The organism is Leisingera daeponensis DSM 23529 (assembly GCF_000473145.1).
GTDB lineage: Bacteria > Pseudomonadota > Alphaproteobacteria > Rhodobacterales > Rhodobacteraceae > Leisingera > Leisingera daeponensis.
Genome location: NZ_KI421500.1, coordinates 2,701,622 through 2,723,068, shown reverse-complemented (window position 1 = coordinate 2,723,068; position 21,447 = coordinate 2,701,622). Strand labels below are relative to the sequence as shown.

Below are 21,447 nucleotides of genomic sequence, written 5' to 3'. Positions count from 1 at the left end.
CTTAGCGATTCGCCTGGGCAAGAGGCCAGAGGCTGCTTCATCCCGCGGTCCTTTTTCTGGCTGGAGTAGGCGCAGGGTTTTCAGGCAGCCATTTTGCTTTGGCTTGGGTCAGGCCCAGTCCACGTCGCCGAGAAAGATATAACCCGCGCCATAGATGGTTTTGATCAGCCGCGGGTTCTTGGGGTCCTCGCGCAGCTTGGTCCGCAGGCGCGAAATCCGCACATCCATCGCCCGGTCGAAACTTTCGCCGGCAGCACCGCCAAGCGCCTCCTGCATCTGGGCGCGGGAGATCAGCCGCTTGGGGCTATCCAGAAACAGCCGCAGCACCTCGCCTTCGGCGTGGGAGAAGGGGGTCTCGGTGCCGGTGTCATCTTCCAGCATGTAGCGGTCAAAATGGGCGGTCCAGCCGGAAAACCGTGCGGTTTCGCTGGCCGGCGCCGCGGTGCGGGGGCCGCTGCGCAGGCGGGCGCGGACCCTGGCCACGACCTCGGCCGGGTCGAACGGTTTGGTGATATAGTCATCCGCCCCTAGCTCCAGCCCTGTCACCCGGTCCTGCACCTGGGCGCGGCCGGAGATGATGATGACCGCCGCGCCTTGTTCTAGCGCAAGCCTGTGCACCAGCGCCAGCCCGTCCGTGTCGGGCAACGACAGATCCACAAGGCAAACGTCCGGTGTCACCCGGTTCAGCGCCGCCTCGAACTCGCGTGCGCGGGCGAAGCTTTGGGTCCGGAAACCCGCATCCTCCAGCGTTTCGGTCAGGATCCGGCGGATTTCCGGCTCGTCATCCAGGATGGTGACCAGGGGGGATGTCATGCGGCAGGCTCCGGTGCGATCAATTCGGACAACTGGTGGGTGGTGAAAGGTTTGCGCAAAACCGGCCCGCATTTCAATGCCTTGCGGAACAACGGATCGCTGACCGGCAATGAGGTCATCAGAATGCAGGGCAGGCCGGACCCGTCGAGCCTGGAGGCCAGCTCGATGCCGGTCGCGGAGCCTTCCAGCTTGATGTCCGACAGCACCAGCGCGATGTCCGGCAGGTCGGCGGTCAGCGCGCTGGCCTCATCAACGCTGGCGGCTTCGATCACCGAATAGCCAAGGTCGATCAGCATGTCGCGGAAGGCGGTGCGCAGTTCCTCGCTGTCCTCCACCAAAAGCGCCATGCCGCCTTTGGCATCGGGGGCCTGACGGTAGGGCAGCCGCAGGGTGACTGAGGCACCGGTCAGAGTGTTGCCCAGCCGCATGTCGCCGCCCGCAAGCTTGGCCATGTCGTAAACCATCGGAAGGCCCAGGCCGGAGCCTTCGCTGCCCTTGGTGGTGAAGAACGGGTTCAGGGCCTTCTCCAGCGCTTCGGCAGAGAAACCAGGGCCGGTATCGGTGACGGTGATCTCAACCCAAGTGTGCCCGACCGCGTGGGCGCTGACGGTGATCTGGCCGGAGGTGCCGCAGGCATCGCGGGCATTCAGAATCAGGTTCAGAAGCGCATCCTGCAATTTGCCGCTGTCCAGCAGCAGCACCTGATCCGGCATGTTGTCGAGAATGCTGAGACCGACCCCCTGCGGCAGCGAGGGGGAGGCGAGGATCTTCAGTTCGCCCAGCAGGTCATGCATGTTGGTGGCCTGCGGGCGCAGAGTGCGCTGGCCGGTCATCTCGGCGATCCGGTTCAGCAGCCGTCCGCCACGCCGTGCGGCGGACAGGGTGCCCTGGACCATTTCCGCGGCTTCACCGTCCAGGCCCATTTTCTCCAGCTTGCCCTGCATGCCCAAAATGATGGTCAGGAGGTTGGAGAAATCATGCGCCAGGCCGCTGGTCATCTGCGCCGCCATCTCGCGGCGGCGGGCCTGCTGCAGCGCAACACGGGCCTGGGTTTCCTCGGTCACGTCCATCGACAGGATGTAAACGCCGCCCTGCTGATCCGGTGTGAAGGCCACCCGGATACGGCGGCTGCCGTGGCTTTCGGTGAACTCAAACACTGGGCTGCCGCCTTTGTAGGCGGCCAGCAGATGCGGCTCTATCCGTTCAAAGGCGTCAGGCCCCAGTGCGTCTGAGATATGCATGCCCAGAATATCCGAGGGGCGGCTGGGAAAAACTGAGCTGAGGCGGCGGTTGGTATATGTGTAATAGCCGTCCGCATCCACATGTGCGATATGGGCGGGCATCATCTCGGTGGTCAGGCGGGTGCGGCCCTCGATCTCGGTTAGCTGCCGCTTGGCCTCTTCCAGCGCGGTGTTGGCGGCCTCCAGTTGGCGGTTGGCCGCAGACAGCTCCTCGGTATAGGCGATCAGCTTTTCGGACAGCTCCTCCGACCGGGCGCGCAGCAGCTGTTCTGCCCGTTTGGTGCGGGTGATGTCAGTATAGACGGTCACCCATCCGCCCTGCGGCAGCGGCGAGCCTTCGATTGAAATCATTTGCCCGTTGGGGCGCTCACGCTCCAGGTAGTGGGCCACGAAATTCAGCGCCTGCTCGACCCGGGTCCGCACGATATCTTCGATATCTGTTTCCGGGGCATATTCGCCGTTTTCCGCCAGAAAGCGGATGGTGTCGGCGAAGGACGCCCCGGGCTGCGTCAGATGGTCCGGAAGATTGAACATTTCTTGGAAGCGGCGGTTGCACACGGACAGCCGCAAGTCATTGTCATAAATTGACAGCGCCTGGGCGATCAGGTTCAGCCCGGCGGTGGTCATGGCGGCGTGCTGCTTATTTGTACGGTTCATGGCTCTCCCCGGTCCATGGCTAACACCGCTGTTGAACAGGAGCAAATTGCCATTCAGCCGCGGGGGATAAACCGTGCGGCCCCGGCTGGCCAAAACCGCATTCTGAATCCCGGATGCAAGCTGCGGCTGCCGTCTCCGCGGAACCGCAATTCAGAAAGAACCACCGCGAAATCGATTCGGTCTGTCCCCGGTCTGTGCGCATCCCGCGCAGTTTCCACAGCGGCAGCCGCGTGCCGGGAAGGATTCCCCGTGATAGGCGCCGGGATGCCTTGCGTAACAAGCTGTAAAACAAGAGGAAGACGCGTGTTACAATTCGTAAGATTTAGGAAAACTTCAGGAAAAAGTTGACGGGCTAACCTGTGGCTGTCCCTAATCGGGGCCAGAACCGCGGACGGCGGTCAGTCCGGCAGCAACGCCGGAAAGGGAGGAAAAAAAGTTGGCTCAGATGCAGATGGGCGCCGAGGGGAAGCAATCCCTGCCGGCGCTGCTTCAACGCAATGCGGCGCAATTCGCAAACGCGCCGGCCTACCGGGAAAAGGAATTCGGCATTTGGCAATGCTGGACCTGGGCCGAGACGGCAAAGGAAATTGAGGCGCTGGCGCTGGGGTTGATCAACCTTGGCGTTAACGAGGGTGATTTTGTTGCCATTATCGGCCGCAACCGCCCCTATCTCTACTGGTCGATGGTCGCCGCGCAGGCGGTGGGCGCTGTGCCGGTGCCGCTCTATCAGGATGCGGTGGCCGAGGAGATGGCCTATGTGCTTGGCCATTGCGGCGCGCGTTTCGTGATCGTGGGCGATCAGGAACAGGCCGACAAGGTGATCGAGATCCAGGATCAGCTGCATCAGTTTGAGCACATGATCTACCTCGATCCGCGCGGCATGCGGAAATACGATCACACCCAGCTGCACCAATTCAGCCATATCCAGGATCAGGGCCGGGCGGCCCGCGACGAACTGAGCGGCGAGTTGACCGCGCGCCAGAACAAGCTGAACTACGACAGCACCTGCGTGATGCTTTACACCTCCGGCACCACCGGCAAACCGAAGGGTGTGGTGCTGTCGAACCGCAATGTGATCGAAAGCGCCAAGAACTCCGCTGAGTTCGACAAGCTGACCCAGAACGAGAACATTCTCTCTTACCTGCCGATGGCCTGGGTGGGCGATTTCATTTTCTCGGTCGGGCAGGCCTACTGGTGCGGTTTCTGCGTGAATTGCCCGGAAAGCGCTGACACCATGATGACCGACCTGCGCGAGATCGGTCCGACGTATTTCTTTGCGCCGCCGCGGGTTTTTGAGGGCCAGCTGACCAACGTCATGATCCGGATGGAGGACGCAAGCACCCTGAAGCGCAAGATGTTCCACCATTTCCTGGCCCACGCGAAAAACGTGGGTGGCAAGATCCTGGACGGCAAGCCCGTCGCCATGATGGACCGCCTGAAATACGCGCTGGGTAATGTTCTGGTCTACGGCCCGCTTAAGGACACGCTGGGTTATGGCCGCATTCGCGTGGGGTACACTGCGGGGGAGGCGATCGGGCCGGAGATTTTCGATTTCTACCGCTCGCTGGGTATCAACCTTAAGCAGCTGTACGGCCAGACAGAGGCTACCGTGTTCATTACCGTGCAGCCGGATGGCGAAGTGCGTGCCGACACCGTCGGCGTGCCGGCGCCGGAGGTGGAGATCAAGATCGGCGACAACGGGGAGATCTATTACCGTTCGCCTGGCACCTTCGTGGAATACTTCAACAACCCGGAATCCACCGCTTCGACAAAGGATGCCGAAGGCTGGGTGGCCACCGGCGATGCCGGCTTCTTCGAGGAAGGCTCCGGCCATCTGCGGATCATCGACCGCGCCAAAGATGTGGGCAAGATGGCAGACGGCAGCATGTTTGCGCCTAAGTATGTGGAAAACAAGCTGAAGTTCTATCCGGACATCCTGGAGGCGGTGCTGTTCGGCAATGGCCGCGACCGGTGTGTCGCCTTTATCAACATCGACCTTACGGCCGTGGGCAACTGGGCAGAGCGCAACAATATCGCCTACGCGTCCTACCAGGAACTGGCGGGCCATCCGAGGGTTCTGGAAACCATCCGGTCGCATGTGACGGCAGTGAACAAATCTGTCGCGGAAGATCCGATGCTGTCAGGCTGCCAGATCCACCGCTTTGTGGTTCTGCACAAGGAACTGGATGCGGATGATGGCGAAATGACCCGTACCCGCAAGGTGCGCCGCCGTATCGTGGAAGAGAAGTTCGACGATATCATCACCGCGCTTTACGACGGTTCGGAAAAGGTCTCGACCGTCACGGAAGTGACCTATGAGGACGGCCGCAAGGGCTCCATCAAGGCGACGCTGACCATCGTCGATGCCGAAGTGAAACCGGCAGCGGTTCACAAGGTGGCCGCGGAATGACGCACGTATCTCCGGAAATGACCCCGCCCCGTGCCGGGCAGGCCGGAACGGTCTCAGATCAGGTCGGGGTTAAGCTCAGGGTGGAAGGCCGTGTTGACCACCTGCTGAATCTTGAAGGGGGAACTGAACCCGTGTGTCTGCTCAATGATGGAGGCCAGGCTTTCGGATTGGCTGAGGCCCATCTGCTTGCATTCAAGTGCCATCTTCAGAAGGCAGGAATGCTCAAGTTCGCCGAACATAACTTCGATCTCCTTGCTGCTCGTTTCCCACAAGTATCGCATGGAAATCTTAAAATTTCTATGTGGCAAAAAAATGGAGGCCGTTGTTATGCTTGATAATTCCGAGAGCTACGTCACGGAAGACGGCCGCACCATCGGCGGCGTCGTGATGGAGATGAAAAACATCACCCTGCGGTTCGGCGGCGTGGTGGCGATCAAGGACATTTCCTTTGACATCCGTGAGGGCGAAATCCGCGCGATCATCGGCCCGAATGGCGCCGGCAAGTCCTCGATGCTGAACGTGATCTCCGGTTTCTATGTGCCGCAGGAAGGCGAGGTGCTGTTTCACGGCAAGAAGCGCCCGCCGATGCGCCCCTATGAGGTCGCACGCCAGGGCATCGCCCGAACCTTCCAGAACATCGCCCTTTTCGAAGGCATGAGCGTTCTGGATAACGTCATGACCGGGCGGCTCAACTATATGAAAACAGGCCTGTTTTCGCAGGCTCTGTGGAAAGGCAAGGCAGAGGCCGAAGAAACCGAGAACCGGGAAGTGGTTGAGAAAATCATCGACTTTCTGGAGATCCAGCACATCCGCAAGACACCGGTGGCGCGGCTGCCCTACGGCCTGAAGAAGCGGGTCGAGCTGGCGCGCGCGCTGGCGGCGGAGCCGAAGCTGCTGCTGCTGGATGAGCCGATGGCCGGCATGAACGTCGAGGAGAAGGAGGACATGTCCCGCTTCATCCTGGATGTGAACGATGAATTCGGCACCACCATCGCCCTGATCGAGCACGACATGGGCGTGGTGATGGACCTCAGCGACCGGGTCGTGGTGATGGATTACGGCAAAAAGATCGGTGACGGCACACCGGATGAGGTGCGCAATAACCAGGATGTGATCGACGCTTACCTGGGGGTCAGCCATGACTGAGCCGCAGCGCAGCAAGACCCGGCCCTGGCAGGGTGACATCCGTACACCCCCTGTGCACCCCATGTGCACCGCCGCAGCGCAGAATTCCGAGGAGAGCCTCTAATGCCCGAACAACTTGTCTTTGCGATGGAAGTCACGCTGAACGGCCTTATGGCGGGCGTTCTCTATGCGCTGGTCGCGCTGGGGTTTGTCCTGATCTACAAGGCCTCCGGCATCTTCAACTATGCCCAGGGCGTGATGGCGCTGTTTGCGGCGATGACCCTTGTGGGGATCATGCAGGGGCAGGTGCCCTTCTCGCATGTGATCAACGCGGTCTTTGGCGGCCATCTCACCCATTTCGGCTGGAACGTGCCCGGGGTGCTGGCGATTGCCCTGACCGTGGCGGTAATGGTGCTGCTGGCCTGGCTGGTGCAGGTCCTGGTGATGAAGCATCTGGTCGGGCAGGAGCCGATCATCCTGTTCATGGCCACCATTGGCCTGGCCTACTTCCTGGAAGGCGTGGCCGACCTGATGTGGGGATCCGAGATCAAGACGCTGGACGTCGGCCTGCCGCAGGGCATCAACCTGTGGATTGACGAGACCACCTTCAACCTGTTCGGCTACGGCTTCTTTATCGACAATCTGGATGTCGTGGCGACCGTCATCGCGGCGCTGCTGGTGGCGGGCCTGGTGGCCTTCAGCCAGTACACCAAGCAGGGTCGTGCAATGCGTGCAGTGGCGGATGACCACCAGGCAGCGCTGTCGGTTGGCATCTCGCTGAACTTCATCTGGGTTCTGGTCTGGTCGGTCGCAGGCTTTGTGGCGCTGGTGGCGGGCATCGTCTGGGGCACCAAGTCCGGCGTGCAGTTCTCGCTGTCGCTGATCGCGCTGAAAGCGCTGCCGGTGCTGATGCTGGGCGGCTTCACCTCGATCCCCGGCGCCATCGTGGGCGGACTGATCATCGGTGTGGGCGAGAAACTGTTCGAATTCGCCATCGGCCCGATGGTCGGCGGCGCCACCGAGAACTGGTTTGCCTATGTGCTGGCGCTGCTCTTCCTGGTGTTCCGTCCGCAGGGCCTGTTCGGGGAGAAGATCATTGAACGGGTCTGAGGCTCATATGATCTGCTCCCCGCGCGTTCAGCCCTCCAGCCGGCGGAAAGCGGCGATGACGATGGCGGCAAAGACGCTGGCCACCAGTGTGAAGGCGATGCTGAGATCGCCGATCACCTGCCCGGCAATGAATGTCAGCGCGCCGGCGCCCAGCAACCCGATCAGCATCAGCCCCCAAGGGCCGGGTGCGCTGCTGGACACCGCGCGCCGCTGCGGCGCAGCCTGGAACGGCGGCAGCACGGTGGCGTCCTCGACAGTTTCCAGCAGCCGGCCCTTGGCCACTGCATATTCGGATGCTGATATCCAACCCTTCTTCCGCGCGGCCTCCAGCCGCCGGATTTCCTCGAAAATCGCGGTCATTGGTCCCACTCACTTTACCCGCGCACAAGGTGGCAAAGAGATTTGGGCGAAATGTGGCGAAGCCGGGATTTCTGAAGAAGTGGTTAACGGCAGGGCAGTGGCATGAACAAGATGATTGCCATCGTCAACGTGGTCGCCTGGGCCGGTTTCTGGGCCTTCGGATACCTGGCGCTGACGGCGGAAAGCTACAGCGAAACCCAGGTGGTGACCGCGGCGCTGCTGGCCGCCGCCGGGCTGATCACCGGCATCATCGCCTATCTTCGGCTGGTGCGCGGCAGCGAGCGCAGCGGCTATGCCAAACCGTCGGCGCGGATGACCCGCGAACAGCGTGACGCCGCGCAAGCCCAGTGGGGGCAGGTCGAATGAGTGCCGCTGCTGAAACAACCAAGACAGACACCCGGACCGGGTCCCGTTTGCAAGAGAAAGGGAGCATCTGAGACATGTTCTACCGTGAAGCCGGGGATTTCAAAGTCTCCTATGCAGATGACAGCCAGACCTTCCCGATCAAGTTTGACCGCTACCGGTACTATGTGGTGCTGGCGGTGGCCTTCGGGATCATTCCGTTCCTGATCAATGACTACTGGGCCAATGCGATCCTGCTCCCGTTCCTGATCTATTCGATCGCGGCGATCGGCCTGAACATCCTGGTCGGCTATTGCGGCCAGGTGTCCCTGGGCACCGGCGGGTTCATGGCGGTGGGGGCCTATTCCTGCTACAAGCTGATGACGGCGTTTCCGGAAGTCAGCATGTTCATTCACGTGCTGCTGGCCGGCGGCATCACCGCGGGGGTCTGCGTGCTGTTCGGCTTGCCCAGCTTGCGCATCAAGGGCTTCTACCTGGCGGTGGCGACACTGGCAGCGCAGTTCTTCCTGGTCTGGCTGTTCAACCGGGTGCCGTGGTTTTACAACTACTCCGCGTCGGGCCAGATCAACGCGCCGGAGCGCGACACCTTCGGCATCATCATCACTGGCCCCAACGCGCCGGCCTGGGCAACCTACCTGTTCTGCCTGATCTTCCTGACCGTCTGCGCGCTGGTTGCCCGCAACCTGACCCGCGGCACGCAGGGCCGGACCTGGATGGCGATCCGTGACATGGACATTGCGGCTGAGATCATCGGGGTGAACCCGCTGAAGGCCAAGATGACAGCCTTTGCAGTCTCCGGCTTCTTCATCGGCATCTCCGGCGCGCTGTTCTTTGCGGTCTATCTGGGCGCGGTCGAGGTCGGCGAGGCCTTTGGCATCAACAAGTCGTTCCTGGTGCTGTTCATGGTGATCCTCGGCGGTCTGGGCTCGATCTTCGGCTCGTTCGCCGGTGCCGCCTTCCTGGTGCTGCTGCCGGTGGTTCTGAAGGTGGTGGGCGTGGACATCCTGGGCTGGCCCACCGACATCGTGGCGCATTTCCAGCTGGTGATCGTCGGCGCGCTGATCATCGTCTTCCTGATCGCGGAGCCGCACGGCATGGCGCAGCTGTGGCGCGTTGCCAAGGAAAAACTGAGACTCTGGCCCTTCCCGCACTAAGGCGGGGCGGCAGACACGCTGGCGGGGAGAAAATCAAGACCACCCCCGCCGAACGAAACCATCGGATAAGACCAAAGGGAGGATTTAAGCCGATGAAAAAGACACTGACCACACTGGCGCTTGGCGCCGCGATGGCAGCCGGTCCGGCAATGGCCGATCTGGTGTTCCCGGACCTCAGCTACCGGACAGGGCCTTATGCGGCTGGCGGCATCCCGTTCTCGGACGGCTACAACGACTATTTCACCCTGCTGAACGAGCGCGATGGCGGCATCGGCGGCGTCAAGGCCAAGGTGGTGGAATGCGAGACCGGCTATAACACCGAGAAGGGTGTGGAATGCTACGAGTCCACCAAAGGCCAGGGCGCGCTGATTTATCAGCCGCTGTCCACCGGCATCACCTATCAGCTGATCCCCAAAGTGACTGCGGACAACATCCCGCTGCACACCATGGGCTATGGCCGCACCTCGGCCGCGAACGGCGAGGTGTTCAGCCACGTGTTCAACTACCCGGCCAACTACTGGAACGGCGCATCGGGTGTGATCAACTACCTGCTGGAAGAGAACGGTGGCGATCTGAACGGCAAGAAGATTGCACTGGTTTACCACAACTCCGCCTATGGCAAGGAGCCGATCCGCACCCTGGAGGAGCTGTCCAAAAAGCACGGCTTTGAGCTGGTTGCGCTGCCGGTCGACCATCCGGGCCAGGAGCAGAAATCGCAGTGGCTGCAGATCCGCCGCGACCGCCCCGACTATGTCGTGATGTGGGGCTGGGGCGTGATGAACCAGGTGGCGATCCAGGAAGCCGCCAACATCCGCTTCCCGATGGAGAACTTCATCGGCGTCTGGTGGTCCGGTGCCGAGCATGACGTGCTGCCCGCAGGCGACAAGGCTGACGGCTATAAGGCGGTGACCTTCCACAACGTGGGCCGCGACTTCCCGGTGTTTGACGACATCCAGAAATATGTCGTGGATGCAGGCAAAGCGGCGGGTGCCGGCGATCAGGTCGGGAACGTGCTGTATAACCGCGGCATGTATGCGGCGATGCTGGCAGCCGAAGCTGCCAAGACCGCGCAGGAGATCCACGGCACCAAGGACATCACCCCCGCGATGATGCGCGACGGCATGGAAGCGCTGGTGATCGACGAGGCGAAGATGGAAGCTCTTGGAATGCCGAACTTCGGCCCGACCTTCAGCGTCTCCTGCGAAAACCACGGCGGCCCGGGCCTGGTCGGTGTGACCCAGTGGGATGCCGAGAGCAAGACCTGGTCGCTGATCTCTGACTTCAAACCATCGGATACCGAAGTGATCGGCAAGCTGGTCGAGGAAGATTCGGCGGCTTACGCAGCAGAAAACAACATCGAACCTAACTGCAAATAACGGGTTCACGTCGGCCCCTGTGCTTGGGGGCCGGAACGAAACCGGCGCGGCGGCACGCTGCCGCGCCACTCAACGGGATCCCGGATCTGGTCCGGGACAGGCATGAGGACACGCTTTGATGCTGGATGCAGCGAACACCGCCGACGTGCAGGCCGAGACCCTGCTGGAGGTCAACAATATCGAGGTGATCTACAATCACGTGATCCTCGTCCTGAAGGGCGTGAGCCTGAATGTGCCCAAGGGCGGCATCACCGCGCTGCTGGGCGGCAACGGCGCCGGAAAGACCACAACGCTTAAGGCGGTGTCGAACCTGCTGCATTCGGAGCGCGGCGAGGTCACTAAGGGCTCGATCAAATACCGCGGCGAGGCCGTGCATGAGCAGGATCCGGCGGAGCTGGTGAAGAAGGGCGTCATCCAGGTGATGGAAGGCCGCCACTGCTTTGAGCACCTGACGGTGGAAGAGAACCTGCTGACCGGCGCATATACACGCTCGGATAGCGGCGCGAACATCCAGAGAGACCTGGAGATGGTCTACAGCTATTTTCCGCGCCTGAAGGAACGGCGGAAGAGCCAGGCCGGCTATACCTCGGGCGGCGAGCAGCAGATGGTAGCGATGGGCCGCGCGCTGATGTCGCGGCCGGAGACCATCCTGCTGGACGAGCCGTCGATGGGGCTGGCGCCGCAGCTGGTGGAGCAGATCTTCGAGATCGTGAAGTCGATCAATGAAAACGAGGGTGTGACCTTCCTGCTGGCTGAGCAGAATACCAACGTGGCCCTGCGCTATGCCCACTACGGCTATATCCTGGAATCGGGCCGGGTGGTGATGGACGGGCCCGCGGCGGAGCTTCGGGAGAACCCGGATGTGAAGGAATTTTACCTCGGGATGTCGGATGAGGGACGCAAGAGCTTCCGCGACGTGCGGTCCTACCGCCGCCGCAAGAGGTGGCTGAGCTGATGCGGGGAGATGACGTGATGAGCTTTTTTGACACGCTTGAAACCCGCAGCGCAGACGAGCGTGCCGCAGATCTGGCCCGTGCGCTGCCGGAGCAGATCGCCCGCGCGAAAACCGCAGCCGGTTATGCGGCGCTGCTGGACGGGGTGGACCCGGCCGCGGTGACCTCTGCCGGGGCGCTGGCCCAGCTGCCGGTGCTGCGCAAGTCGGAGCTGAGCCGGGCGCAGGCCGAGAACCCGCCCTTTGGCGGCTTTACCGTAAAGCCCGCGCATGGATTTGCCCATATCTTCCAAAGCCCCGGGCCGATTTACGAGCCGGGCGGGGTGGACGGCGACTGGTGGCGGATGGGGCGGTTCCTGAACGCCGCCGGCATCGGCCAGGGCGATGTGGTGCAGAACTGCTTTGGCTACCATCTGACGCCTGCCGGCATGATCTTTGAAAACGGCGCGCGGGCGGTTGGCGCGGCGGTGCTGCCTGCAGGGACCGGCCAGACAGAACTGCAGGTGACGGCCGCGCGCGACGTGGGCGCCACCGCCTATGCCGGCACGCCGGATTACCTGAAGGTGATCTTGGACAAGGCCGATGCGATGGGCGTGGAGCTGGCGTTTTCCAAGGCGGCGGTGGGCGGCGGTGCGCTGTTCCCCAGCTTGCGCCAGGAATACGCCGACCGCGGGATTACCTGCCTGCAATGCTATGCCACCGCTGATCTGGGCAATATCGCCTATGAAAGCGCAGCGATGGAGGGGATGATCGTTGACGAGCATGTGATCGTGGAAATTGTCACCCCCGGCACCGGCAACCCGGTTGCACCGGGTGAGGTGGGCGAGGTCGTGGTGACCACGCTGAACCCTGATTACCCGCTGATCCGGTTTGCAACCGGCGATTTGTCGGCGGTGATGCCGGGTGTCTCGCCCTGCGGCCGTACCAACATGCGGATCAAGGGCTGGATGGGCCGCGCCGATCAGACCACCAAGATCAAGGGCATGTTCGTGCGCCCCGAGCAGGTGGCGGCGCTGGTTGAAAAGCATGACGAGATCGTCAAGGCCCGGGTGATTGCTAGCCGGGACGGCGAAATGGACGCGATGACCGTGCAGATCGAATCCGCTGGCGGCGACGAGGCGGCCTATGCCCGTTCGGTGATTGAAGTGCTGAAGCTTAAGGGCAAGGTCGAGGTTGTCGCGCCGGGCGCGCTGCCCAAGGACGGTCTGGTGATCGAGGATCAGCGCAGCTACGATTGACCCGGGCAGATCAGCTGAGGGAAACGGGCGCCGGATGCAGGCGCCCGTTTTACGTTGCGCCGCCCGCCCGGGCCGCGCCGTGCTTTCCGGCTGGAATTTCTGACTGGAATAGTCGAAATAGGGCGGTGTAACCCTCCAGCCGGACCCCGATTACCGCATATGACTGCTGCCGACGATCCCATTGAATACGCCCCGCAAGGGCACCGCCGCGGCGGCAGGAGCGGCGGCGGCGTGTTTGCCGTCCTGGCCTGGCTGGTCGCGCTGTCCTGCCTGCTGCCGATGCTGGCGGTGGCGCTGGCCGCGGCCTTTGGCGGCACCGAGACCATCAGCCACCTCGCCGAAACGGTGCTGCCGGGCTATACGCTGACGACGCTGGCGCTGGTGGCGCTGGTGGCGCTTGGCACTTTGGCCATCGGCACCGGGGCAGCCTGGCTGGTGACGATGACGCGGTTCCCCGGCGTGCGGCTCTTGGAGGTTGCGCTGGTCCTGCCGCTGGCCTTTCCGGCCTATGTGCTGGCCTATGCCTATACTCATATCCTGGATCATCCCGGCGTCGTGCAATCCACCCTGCGCGCGGTCACCGGCTGGGGGCCGCGGGACTACTGGTTCCCGGAGATCCGCTCCACCGGCGGCGCCGCGGCGATGCTGGTGCTGGTGCTGTACCCCTATGTCTACCTGCTCGCGCGGGCAGCCTTCATGCAGCAGAGCGCCGGCGCCTTCTTGGCCGCCCGGGCCCTGGGCAAGAACGCCTGGCAGGCGTTCTGGATGGTCAGCCTGCCGATGGCGCGTCCGGCCATTGCCTCGGGCGTGCTCTTGGCGGTGATGGAGACGATCGCGGACTTCGGCACGGTGTCCTATTTCGGGGTGCAGACCTTTGCCACCGGCATCTACACCAGCTGGTTCTCGCTGGGCGACCGGGGCGGGGCGGCGCAGCTGGCGCTGTGCCTGCTAGGGTTTGCCCTGACGCTGGCGGTAGTGGAGCGGTCCACCCGCGGGCGCGCGAAGTACCACCATGCCGGCAAGCATCACAGCCAGATGCCGCCGGCAGAGCTGAGCGGCATCAAGGCCGCCATGGCGGTGTTCTTTTGCGCGGTACCAGTCGTGCTGGGCTTTCTGCTGCCGGCGGCCGTGCTCTCCCTGATGAGCCTGGAGTCTGAGCAGAACCTCCTCAGCCGCCGGTACATCGGCTTCACCACCAATTCCATCACCCTGGCAGCGTCTGCGGCCTTGCTGACGGTGGCGGCCGCGGTTTGCCTGGGCTTCTACCAGCGACTGAGGCCCGGGCGGCTGTCGTCCGCAGCGGCCTATTTCGCCCGGCTGGGGTATGCAGTGCCGGGCGGGGTAATCGCGGTCGGGCTGATTGTGCCCTTCGCGGCATTTGACAACGCGCTGGATGCCTGGATGCGGGAAGCCTTCGGGATCCGTACCGGGCTGTTGGTGACCGGCTCGATCTGGCTGCTGGTTGCGGCTTACGGCGTGCGTTTCATGGCGGCGGCGCTGGGGGCGTATGAGGGCGGGCAGGCCACCATGCACACAAACATGGATGCAGCGGCGCGCTCACTTGGGCAGGGGCCGATGGGGATGTTGCGCCGGGTGCATCTGCCGATCCTCACGCCCAGCCTGCTGACCGCATTGCTGATCGTCTTTGTCGACGTGATGAAGGAGCTGCCCGCGACGCTGATCATGCGGCCCTTCAATTTCGACACGCTGGCGGTGCAGGCACACCGGCTGGCGGCGGATGAGCGGCTGGAGGGCGCCGCTGTGCCTTCTCTGGTGATCATGGCAGTTGGCTTGCTGCCGGTGATCCTGATCTGCCGCCAAGTGGGACGGCGGCGCTAGAGGCAAGGGCCGGGTGGCGGCTTATGCCGCCCACCAAGCTTCGATCTCGTCACGGGAAATCCGGTCTGCAGGACCCAGGCCCACCAGAACGGTTTCCTCTGCCTCACAGCGCTTGGCCTCGACATGGCGGCCCACCACATGCAGCTCATAGGCGCCGCCGGTGGTCAGAACGAACCCCTTCATCCGGTAGAGCCCGGCAGGACGGTCTGCCAGCTTGTCCCCCAGCGCGCGGCGGTCCAGCACGGTGCGGCTGCGGTGCTGCCAGGTGGCGTAGGAGGGGTGGGCGGCGACCGCACGGCCCTTGGGCAGCGGCACCACGTCGAACAGCAATTCCGCCACGGGAGAGCCGTTCAAAACCGTCGGGGTTCGGGCGCCAGCCGACTTCAGCGCGGCGCCGAGCGTTTCGGAAATTTCATCGCATTTGGTGGCGATCACCAGATCGGCTGCGCGGATCTGCTGCTCTGCCTGGGGGGCAATCAGCGGGTCGTTCAGCAGCGTTTGCGCATTTTCCGCATCCACCAGGGTGACGATCCCGCCATAGCTGAGGCCGGTTTCATTGAGAACGGAATTGGCGATGGCAACCGGGTCGGAAATGCCGCTGGCTTCGATCACCGCATGGTCCGGGAGTTCGGGGCGGTTCAGCACCTCCCGCAGCGCCGCTGCCAGGTCGTCGCCCATTGTGCAGCAGACACAGCCATTGGTGAGCGCGATCTTGCCGCCGTCCGTGTCCTGGATCAGCGCGTCGTCGATATTGACCGCGCCGAAGTCATTCACGATCACGGCCAGCTTCAGCCCGTGATCCTCGGCCAGAAGCCTGTTGATCAGGGTGGTCTTGCCCGCACCCAGATACCCGCTGATAATCGTTACTGGCAACCGGTTCATAATCTCTGGTCCCCCAGAGCGCGGCGTGCTCCTGCTGGCATATTTCCCCCCGAATTTTAAGATGCGCGAACGTATAGGCGTCAGGCGCAAACGGGTCTAGGAAAAGCTGGCGGGGCTTTGAACTTTTGCCGCCAAACAGCAGCTGGGCCACACGGGGCCCGGGGCAGAGGAAAAAAAGCGCGGCCGGAGCCGCGCTTTCCAGGTTTCTGTGCGGGCTGGAGTTATTTCCAGCCTGTGTCGTTGAAGATCTTCTGCGCCTCGGGCAGGTTCCGGGCGACTTCCGACAGGTTTACATCGTCCGGCTTGAAGTGGCCGAGCGCTGCGATGGACGGGGCCAGGCCAACGCCCGGAACCGCCGGGTATTCGTCATTGCCGGCCGAGAAATACGCTTGGGCGGAATCGCTGGCGAGGTATTCCAGGAACTTGATGGCGTTGTCCTTGTTCGGGGCGTGCATGGCGACCCCGCCGCCGGACAGGTTCATATGCGCGCCTTCGGTGTTCTGCGAAGGGAACAGCCAGCCGATCTGGTCACGGTTTTCCGACACGCCTTTGACATCCGTGCGGATCGCGCGGGCGAAGTAATAGCTGTTGGCGACGGCGATATCGCACTCGCCGGAAACCAGGCCGCGAAGCTGGTCGGTGTCGCCGCCTTGGGGGTCGCGCGCCATGTTGGAAACTACGCCTTCTGCCCAGTTGCGGGCCGCGTCGGCGCCGTGATGGGTCACGATCGAGGCCAGCAGGGTCTGGTTGTAAGTGTTCTTGGAGGAGCGGATGCAAACCTTGCCCTTATAGGCGGGGTCGGCCAGGTCCAGGTAGGTCAGCGGCGGATTGGCGACCGCGTCCTTGTTATAGAAGATGATCCGGGCGCGCTGGCTGAAGCCGAACCACTGGTTGTCCTCGTCCTGCAGATAGCCGGGCACGCGGGCCTCCAGCACATCGCTTTCGATGCTTTGCAGCACGCCTGCGTCCTTGGCCCGGGTCAGGCGGGAGGTGTCGACGGTGATCAGAATGTCGGCGGGAGAGTTTTCGCCTTCGGCCGTCATCCGGGCAATCAGCTCATCCGCGTTGCCTTCGATGCGGTTGATGGTGATGCCGGTGGCCTCTTCGAACTCGGAGTAGAGCTGCTCGTCGGTGTCGTAATGGCGCGAGGAGTAAATGTTCAGCTCGCCCTCGGCAGCGGCAGTGGTGGCAATGGCTGCGGTCAGCGCGCCGGCCAGTACAGTTGTGGCTTTCAGCATTGGATGTCCCGTTCTTGTTTAGATCAGTTTTCCGACTGAAAGAGTCGATTAAAGCATCTGGCGGCAGATGCAATGAATTTCCGACTGAAATAGTCAGAAAGTCGCAGCTTGCTGCTGGCTGGCCAGACCTGGCAGGCGCCTCCCGCCATTCGCCGGATCTTCGGAAAGATCCGCTCCCCTTGGGCGTGGCACCGCGGGCGCGGGAGCCCCCGCCTTTTCAATGGCAGTCCAAACGGATCCCCAAACGAAAAAAAACCGCATCGGATGATGCGGTTTTCTGCATGTCGCTGTGTCGGATCTTAGCCCTGGCGCGCTTTGAACTTGCGCTGGGTCTTGTTGATCACGTAAACGCGGCCTTTGCGGCGCACAACCCGGCAGTCGCGGTGCCGGTTCTTCAGCGAACGGAGCGAGTTCTTGACCTTCATGGTCTCTCTCCTTGTCTGCGGCGCGAACCAGCGCCTGGGTTAGCGGGTGCCGTGGCCATGGCCAGGGCAGTGAATAGAATGGTGGGCGATACAAGGATCGAACTTGTGACCCCTTCGATGTCAACGAAGTGCTCTACCGCTGAGCTAATCGCCCACTCTGTCCTGCGCGCCGTTCCTGCCCCTTAGAAGTGAAAGGGGCGCGGGGTGCCGCGCCGGTGAGGGGGTCTATAAATAGAGTCGCGCAGAGGTGCAAGAGCTTTTGACCGCAGAAATTTCCGCGATATGCTGTTTCTTGCACAAGAAGCACCGGAGCAAGGATGCCAGATACAGCGTTTTCCGTGATTTCCCCGCAGAAACTGTCCTCTGCGGTGGTTTTTGCCTCTCCCCACAGCGGTACCGATTACAGCGATTCCTTTCTGGCACAGTCGATTCTGGGGCGGAAAACCATCCGAAGCTCGGAGGACGCTTTTGTCGACCGGCTGTTCCAGGCGGCGCCGGAGTTCGGCGCGCCGCTGCTGACTGCGGTCAAGCCGCGCGCCTTTCTGGATCTGAACCGCTCCCCCGATGAGCTGGATCCGGCGGTGATCGACGGGGTGCAGCGGCGCGGGCAGAATCCGCGGGTTGCGTCAGGCCTGGGGGTGATTCCCCGGGTGGTGGCCAACGGGCGCGCGATTTACCGCGGCAAGCTGACCCTGGCCGAGGCGGAGCAGCGGATCAGCCGTTACTGGCACCCCTACCACCAAGCGCTGAAGGGGCTGCTGGAACAGGCGCACCGGCGTTTCGGGCAGGCAATTCTGGTCGATTGCCACTCGATGCCGCATGAGGCGATCGACACCATGTCGCAAACAGGCGCGGGCAAGCCGGAAGTGGTTCTGGGCGACCGGTTCGGCGCGGCGGCGGACAGCAGCGTGGTGGACCGGATCGAGGCGGCCTTTGCCGCGGCGGGGCTGAAAGTGGCCCGCAATACGCCGTTTGCCGGGGCGTACATCGCCCAGACCTACGGCCGGCCGTCGCGGCGCCAGCACGCGGTCCAGATCGAGATCGACCGGGCGCTATACATGGATGAGGCGAACATCCTTCCCAATGCAAATTTCGGTCCGCTGCAGAAGCTGCTGCGCCAGGTGACCGCGGAGATTGCGGCGATCGGGCAGAAGGAGTTGCCGCTGGCGGCGGAGTGACCGGATGCGGCGCGCTGCCTACCGCAGGGCGCGGCCTTTCAGAATCGCCCCTTCGCCAAACCGTTTCCGGATCGCATCCGCGGCGCGTTCTGCCTCTGCCCGTTTGCCGGCCTGCGGGTCCAGCAGGTCCCCGGTCTCGTCAGACTGCGATTCGGGCACCAGGTCCGAAATCCCGCAGCCCAGCAGCCGGTAGGGGCCTTCGTCGCCCACCTGGTCCAGCAGGCTGCGGGCGGTGCGGTAGATGCGGTCGGCGATCTGGGTGGGGCTGCGCAGCGTGACCCGCCGGGTCAGCGCCGAATGGTTGGCACGCTTCAGTTTCAGGGTAACAACCCGGCCTGCAAGCTCTTTGGCCTTGGCCCGGTCGGCGACTTTTTCCGCCAGCCGCCATAAATGGCCGTCGAGCACCTCCAGGCTGGCGGTGTCCTCAAAGAAGGTGGTCTCGTTGGAGATGGATTTGACCGGCGCATGAGCCGAGACCCGCCGCCGGTCCTGGCCGCGGGCCAGGTGCCAGAGCCGGTCGCCCATGGATCCGAAGCGGCTGTTCAGCGCCTCGCGGTCCCAGCGCAACAGGTCCGAGAAGGTGCGGATGCCTGCCTTGTCGAGGCTGGCCTGGGCCGCCGGGCCGATGCCCCAGATCAGGCGCACGGGTTTGTCGCGCAGGAAATCGTCTGTCTCGGCTTTGCCGATCACCGAAAACCCGCGCGGCTTGTCGAGGTCGGAGGCGACTTTTGCCAGGAACTTGTTGTGGCTGAGCCCGATCGAGCCGGTGACGCCCAGTTCGTCTTTCATGCGCTTGACCAGGCGGGCCAGCATGACCGCAGGCGGCGCGCCGTGCAGTTTTTCGGTGCCAGTGAGGTCCATAAAGGCCTCGTCCAGTGACAGCGGCTCCACATCCGGGGTCAACTCATTCATCAGCTTGCGGATCTCGCGGCTGACCTCGACATAAACACTCATCCGCGGTTTTATCACCACTGCATCGGGACAAAGCTTCAGCGCCTGAAACATCGGCATGGCTGAGCGAACGCCGCGGATGCGGGCGACGTAGCAGGCGGTGGAAACCACCCCGCGCTTGCCGCCGCCAATGATCACCGGCTTGGTGGCTAGTTCCGGATTGTCGCGTTTTTCGACGCTGGCGTAAAAGGCGTCGCAGTCCATATGGGCGATTGTGAGGGAGAACAGCTCCTCATGCATCTTGATCCGCGGGCTGCTGCAATGGGGGCAGCGCCGGGCGGGGAGGATCTGGCTCAGGCAGTCTCGGCAGAGGGCTTGCATGGTTGGCGGTGGGCTTTGGTTCTGGAAGGAGAAGTTTAGCTTGCGGTGAAGGACTTGTCTTTAGCGCGGCGGATCGCCAAGTGACAGACCATGACCTCAGCAGGCGAAGATTTTGCCGGTGCCAAACTGGCGGTGTTTCTAGGGCAGAACCTGCTGGTCATCCAGCGGGATGACAGGCCTGATATTCCTTATCCGGGCCATTGGGACCTGCCGGGCGGCGGCCGTGAAGCGGGCGAAACCCCGGTAGCCTGCGCGCTGCGGGAAACACGGGAAGAGGTCGGGCTGGTGCTGCCGCCGGAGCTGCTGATCTGGTCCCGGGTCTACCAGCGGCCGCACGGGCGGGTTTGGTTCTTTGCCGCGCATCTGCCTGCGGCGGCGGCTGGCGATATCCGGTTCGGGGATGAGGGGCAGGGCTGGGCGCTGATGGCGCCGGAGGCCTATTGCGCGCACCCGCTGGCAGTGCCGCATTTCGCCGTGCAGCTGCGCCGGTATCTGGAGGCCTGCGGCGGATAGAAGTGCCTGAAAGAAAGATCCCCCGCTGGAATGCGGGGGGAAGGTGACGGGCCTCAGGAAGAAGAGCCCGTCTGGGGAGTGTCTCAACCCCAGAATCGCGCAGCGGCTGACGTTTCGCAAAGTTTGCGGGCCCGGGAGGCGGCGGCGGCTTTGCCGGGTGTGCCTTTCGGGTTACAGGACGATTTGGCGCAGAAACCGGTGCCGCGGCAGGTTTCGTCAGTGAAAAGAGCACGTTGACGCTAGGTAATCTGGGGCGCGGCGGCGGAGGACGCGGAATAGATGTGTCCGCTGCACATTTTTTATTTCTGCCTGTTTTTTGGGCACGCGCCCCGCTGCGCCGTCAGCGCCGCGCGGTTGCGGTCAGTTCGGACAGGATGGCCTCAGCCGCGGCGCGGGGTCTTTCTGCTGTCCAGATCGGGCGGCCCACGACGATATGGTCTGCGCCGTCTGCAATGGCGGACGCCGGGGTGGCGACGCGCTTCTGGTCGCCCAAGTCCGCTCCGGCGGGGCGCACGCCCGGGGTGACGATCAGCTTGCCCTCCGCCGCTGGCAGAGCGCGGATCAGCGCGGCCTCCTGCGGGCTGGCGATGACGCCGTCGGCGCCGGCGGCAAAGGCGTTGCCCGCGCGTTCCAGCACCAGATCCTGCACCGCGCCCGCCTTGATCAGCGCCCCGTCCAGATCCTGACGGTCGAGAGAGGTGAGGATGGTGACGGCGAGGATCTTGAGGTCCTTGCCAGCCGCGCCTTCCTTGGCGGCGCGCACCACGTACGGGTCGCCATGCACGGTGAGGAAGTCGAGGTCGAACTGCGCGAGGCCCCGCACTGCGTTTTCCACGGTGGCGCCGATATCGAACAGTTTCATGTCGAGGAAGATCCGCTTGCCGTGCTCCTGCTTCAGCTCATTGGCCAGCGCCAGGCCGCCGCCAGTCAGCATACCAAGGCCGATCTTGTAGAAAGAGACCGCATCTCCCAGCTGTTCGGCGAGCTTCAGCCCTGCCAGGGCGTTAGGGACGTCCATGGCAACAATCAGGCGGTCGTCGGCGCGCGGGGCTTGGGTCATGAGATCGTCCTTTGTGGCAGCTGTGGCGTGAAACTGGCGTTTCATACGCAAGGGGCGGGCATTCGGCAAGGTGCCGCCGCGGCAGGCGGGCGCTCCCGCATCTGAACAGGCCCCGAGAGCGGGGCCTATTGCAGATTTTGGGCCCGGCGCCGCGCTGGCGCGCGGCGCGGTTGCGTCCGGGGCCGCGGGCGGTGGGCAAAGTTGACGCAGGTCAGGGATTTCCTCACCTTTTGCGGGCATG

The 21,447-nt window shown here is 63.2% G+C and carries 20 protein-coding genes and 1 tRNA gene; 11 read left to right on the top strand and 10 right to left on the bottom strand.

What is annotated here, in order from left to right:
* Positions 1-108: 108 nt before the first annotated feature.
* Together DAEP_RS0113845 and DAEP_RS0113840 are read right to left on the bottom strand one after the other, a co-directional pair.
* A complete protein-coding gene (locus tag DAEP_RS0113845; RefSeq protein WP_008557706.1) occupies positions 109-813 on the bottom strand; it encodes a response regulator transcription factor in 705 nt (234 codons plus the stop codon).
* A complete protein-coding gene (locus tag DAEP_RS0113840; protein WP_027245047.1) occupies positions 810-2,711 on the bottom strand; it encodes a hybrid sensor histidine kinase/response regulator in 1,902 nt (633 codons plus the stop codon). Before DAEP_RS0113840 ends, DAEP_RS0113845 begins: the two co-directional genes overlap by 4 nt.
* A 445-nt stretch (positions 2,712-3,156) precedes the next feature.
* Here DAEP_RS0113840 and DAEP_RS0113835 point away from each other — a divergent pair, with 445 nt between their 5' ends.
* The gene (locus tag DAEP_RS0113835) at positions 3,157-5,121 is read left to right on the top strand and encodes an AMP-binding protein (protein WP_027245046.1); all 1,965 of its coding nucleotides are present in this window, start codon (positions 3,157-3,159) and stop codon (positions 5,119-5,121) included.
* A 53-nt stretch (positions 5,122-5,174) separates the two neighbouring features.
* On the opposite strand, the gene DAEP_RS0113830 is transcribed toward DAEP_RS0113835, so the two are convergent.
* Positions 5,175-5,402, bottom strand: coding sequence for a hypothetical protein (locus tag DAEP_RS0113830; protein WP_245595097.1), 228 nt, complete (start codon positions 5,400-5,402; stop codon positions 5,175-5,177).
* Positions 5,403-5,448: 46 nt separating this feature from the next.
* Here DAEP_RS0113830 and DAEP_RS0113825 point away from each other — a divergent pair, with 46 nt between their 5' ends.
* Positions 5,449-6,267, top strand: a complete 819-nt coding sequence (locus tag DAEP_RS0113825; protein WP_008554020.1) for an ABC transporter ATP-binding protein — start codon at positions 5,449-5,451, stop codon at positions 6,265-6,267.
* Positions 6,268-6,369: 102 nt separating this feature from the next.
* On the top strand, positions 6,370-7,356 hold the full coding sequence (locus DAEP_RS0113820; protein ID WP_027245045.1) for a branched-chain amino acid ABC transporter permease: 987 nt from the start codon (positions 6,370-6,372) through the stop codon (positions 7,354-7,356).
* A 27-nt stretch (positions 7,357-7,383) separates the two neighbouring features.
* On the opposite strand, the gene DAEP_RS0113815 is transcribed toward DAEP_RS0113820, so the two are convergent.
* Positions 7,384-7,716: a hypothetical protein gene (locus DAEP_RS0113815; RefSeq protein WP_008555006.1), complete on the bottom strand. Its 333-nt coding sequence runs from the start codon at positions 7,714-7,716 to the stop codon at positions 7,384-7,386.
* Positions 7,717-7,818: 102 nt separating this feature from the next.
* Here DAEP_RS0113815 and DAEP_RS0113810 point away from each other — a divergent pair, with 102 nt between their 5' ends.
* The 6 genes from DAEP_RS0113810 (at position 7,819) to DAEP_RS0113785 (ending at position 14,638) form a co-directional block, all read left to right on the top strand.
* Positions 7,819-8,082 carry a hypothetical protein gene (locus DAEP_RS0113810; RefSeq protein ID WP_008554294.1) on the top strand — a complete coding sequence of 88 codons (264 nt, stop codon included), beginning with the start codon at positions 7,819-7,821 and terminating at the stop codon, positions 8,080-8,082.
* A gap of 74 nt (positions 8,083-8,156) precedes the next feature.
* On the top strand, positions 8,157-9,233 hold the full coding sequence (locus DAEP_RS0113805; RefSeq protein WP_008557260.1) for a branched-chain amino acid ABC transporter permease: 1,077 nt from the start codon (positions 8,157-8,159) through the stop codon (positions 9,231-9,233).
* 92 nt (positions 9,234-9,325) lie between these two features.
* Positions 9,326-10,609 (top strand): ABC transporter substrate-binding protein, encoded by a 1,284-nt coding sequence (locus DAEP_RS0113800; protein ID WP_008556619.1) that lies wholly within the window; start codon positions 9,326-9,328, stop codon positions 10,607-10,609.
* A gap of 118 nt (positions 10,610-10,727) precedes the next feature.
* Complete coding sequence (locus DAEP_RS0113795) at positions 10,728-11,564, top strand: ABC transporter ATP-binding protein (protein ID WP_008554261.1); 837 nt, start codon at positions 10,728-10,730, stop codon at positions 11,562-11,564.
* 17 nt (positions 11,565-11,581) lie between these two features.
* Positions 11,582-12,799 carry a phenylacetate--CoA ligase family protein gene (locus tag DAEP_RS0113790; protein WP_027245044.1) on the top strand — a complete coding sequence of 406 codons (1,218 nt, stop codon included), beginning with the start codon at positions 11,582-11,584 and terminating at the stop codon, positions 12,797-12,799.
* Between the two features lie 159 nt (positions 12,800-12,958).
* A complete protein-coding gene (locus tag DAEP_RS0113785; RefSeq protein WP_027245043.1) occupies positions 12,959-14,638 on the top strand; it encodes an ABC transporter permease in 1,680 nt (559 codons plus the stop codon).
* A gap of 21 nt (positions 14,639-14,659) precedes the next feature.
* Here the strand turns inward: DAEP_RS0113785 and DAEP_RS0113780 are convergent, their stop codons facing one another.
* The 4 genes from DAEP_RS0113780 to DAEP_RS0113765 form a co-directional block, all read right to left on the bottom strand.
* Positions 14,660-15,520 carry a CobW family GTP-binding protein gene (locus DAEP_RS0113780; protein WP_027245042.1) on the bottom strand — a complete coding sequence of 287 codons (861 nt, stop codon included), beginning with the start codon at positions 15,518-15,520 and terminating at the stop codon, positions 14,660-14,662.
* Positions 15,521-15,741: 221 nt separating this feature from the next.
* Positions 15,742-16,758, bottom strand: coding sequence for a Fe(3+) ABC transporter substrate-binding protein (locus DAEP_RS0113775; protein ID WP_027245041.1), 1,017 nt, complete (start codon positions 16,756-16,758; stop codon positions 15,742-15,744).
* Positions 16,759-17,057: 299 nt separating this feature from the next.
* Complete coding sequence (ykgO, locus tag DAEP_RS0113770) at positions 17,058-17,183, bottom strand: type B 50S ribosomal protein L36 (RefSeq protein ID WP_005648635.1); 126 nt, start codon at positions 17,181-17,183, stop codon at positions 17,058-17,060.
* Positions 17,184-17,262: 79 nt separating this feature from the next.
* Positions 17,263-17,337, bottom strand: a tRNA-Val gene (locus DAEP_RS0113765).
* Positions 17,338-17,500: 163 nt separating this feature from the next.
* Here DAEP_RS0113765 and DAEP_RS0113760 point away from each other — a divergent pair.
* Positions 17,501-18,361, top strand: a complete 861-nt coding sequence (locus DAEP_RS0113760; RefSeq protein WP_027245040.1) for an N-formylglutamate amidohydrolase — start codon at positions 17,501-17,503, stop codon at positions 18,359-18,361.
* Between the two features lie 18 nt (positions 18,362-18,379).
* Here the strand turns inward: DAEP_RS0113760 and DAEP_RS0113755 are convergent, their stop codons facing one another.
* Positions 18,380-19,633 carry a DNA polymerase IV gene (locus DAEP_RS0113755; protein WP_084204437.1) on the bottom strand — a complete coding sequence of 418 codons (1,254 nt, stop codon included), beginning with the start codon at positions 19,631-19,633 and terminating at the stop codon, positions 18,380-18,382.
* A 90-nt stretch (positions 19,634-19,723) separates the two neighbouring features.
* Between DAEP_RS0113755 and DAEP_RS0113745 the strand changes: the two genes are divergently transcribed.
* A complete protein-coding gene (locus DAEP_RS0113745; protein ID WP_008556104.1) occupies positions 19,724-20,146 on the top strand; it encodes an NUDIX hydrolase in 423 nt (140 codons plus the stop codon).
* Between the two features lie 340 nt (positions 20,147-20,486).
* Here the strand turns inward: DAEP_RS0113745 and pyrF are convergent, their stop codons facing one another.
* On the bottom strand, positions 20,487-21,206 hold the full coding sequence (gene pyrF, locus DAEP_RS0113740; RefSeq protein WP_027245038.1) for an orotidine-5'-phosphate decarboxylase: 720 nt from the start codon (positions 21,204-21,206) through the stop codon (positions 20,487-20,489).
* Between the last annotated feature and the right edge of the window lie 241 nt (positions 21,207-21,447).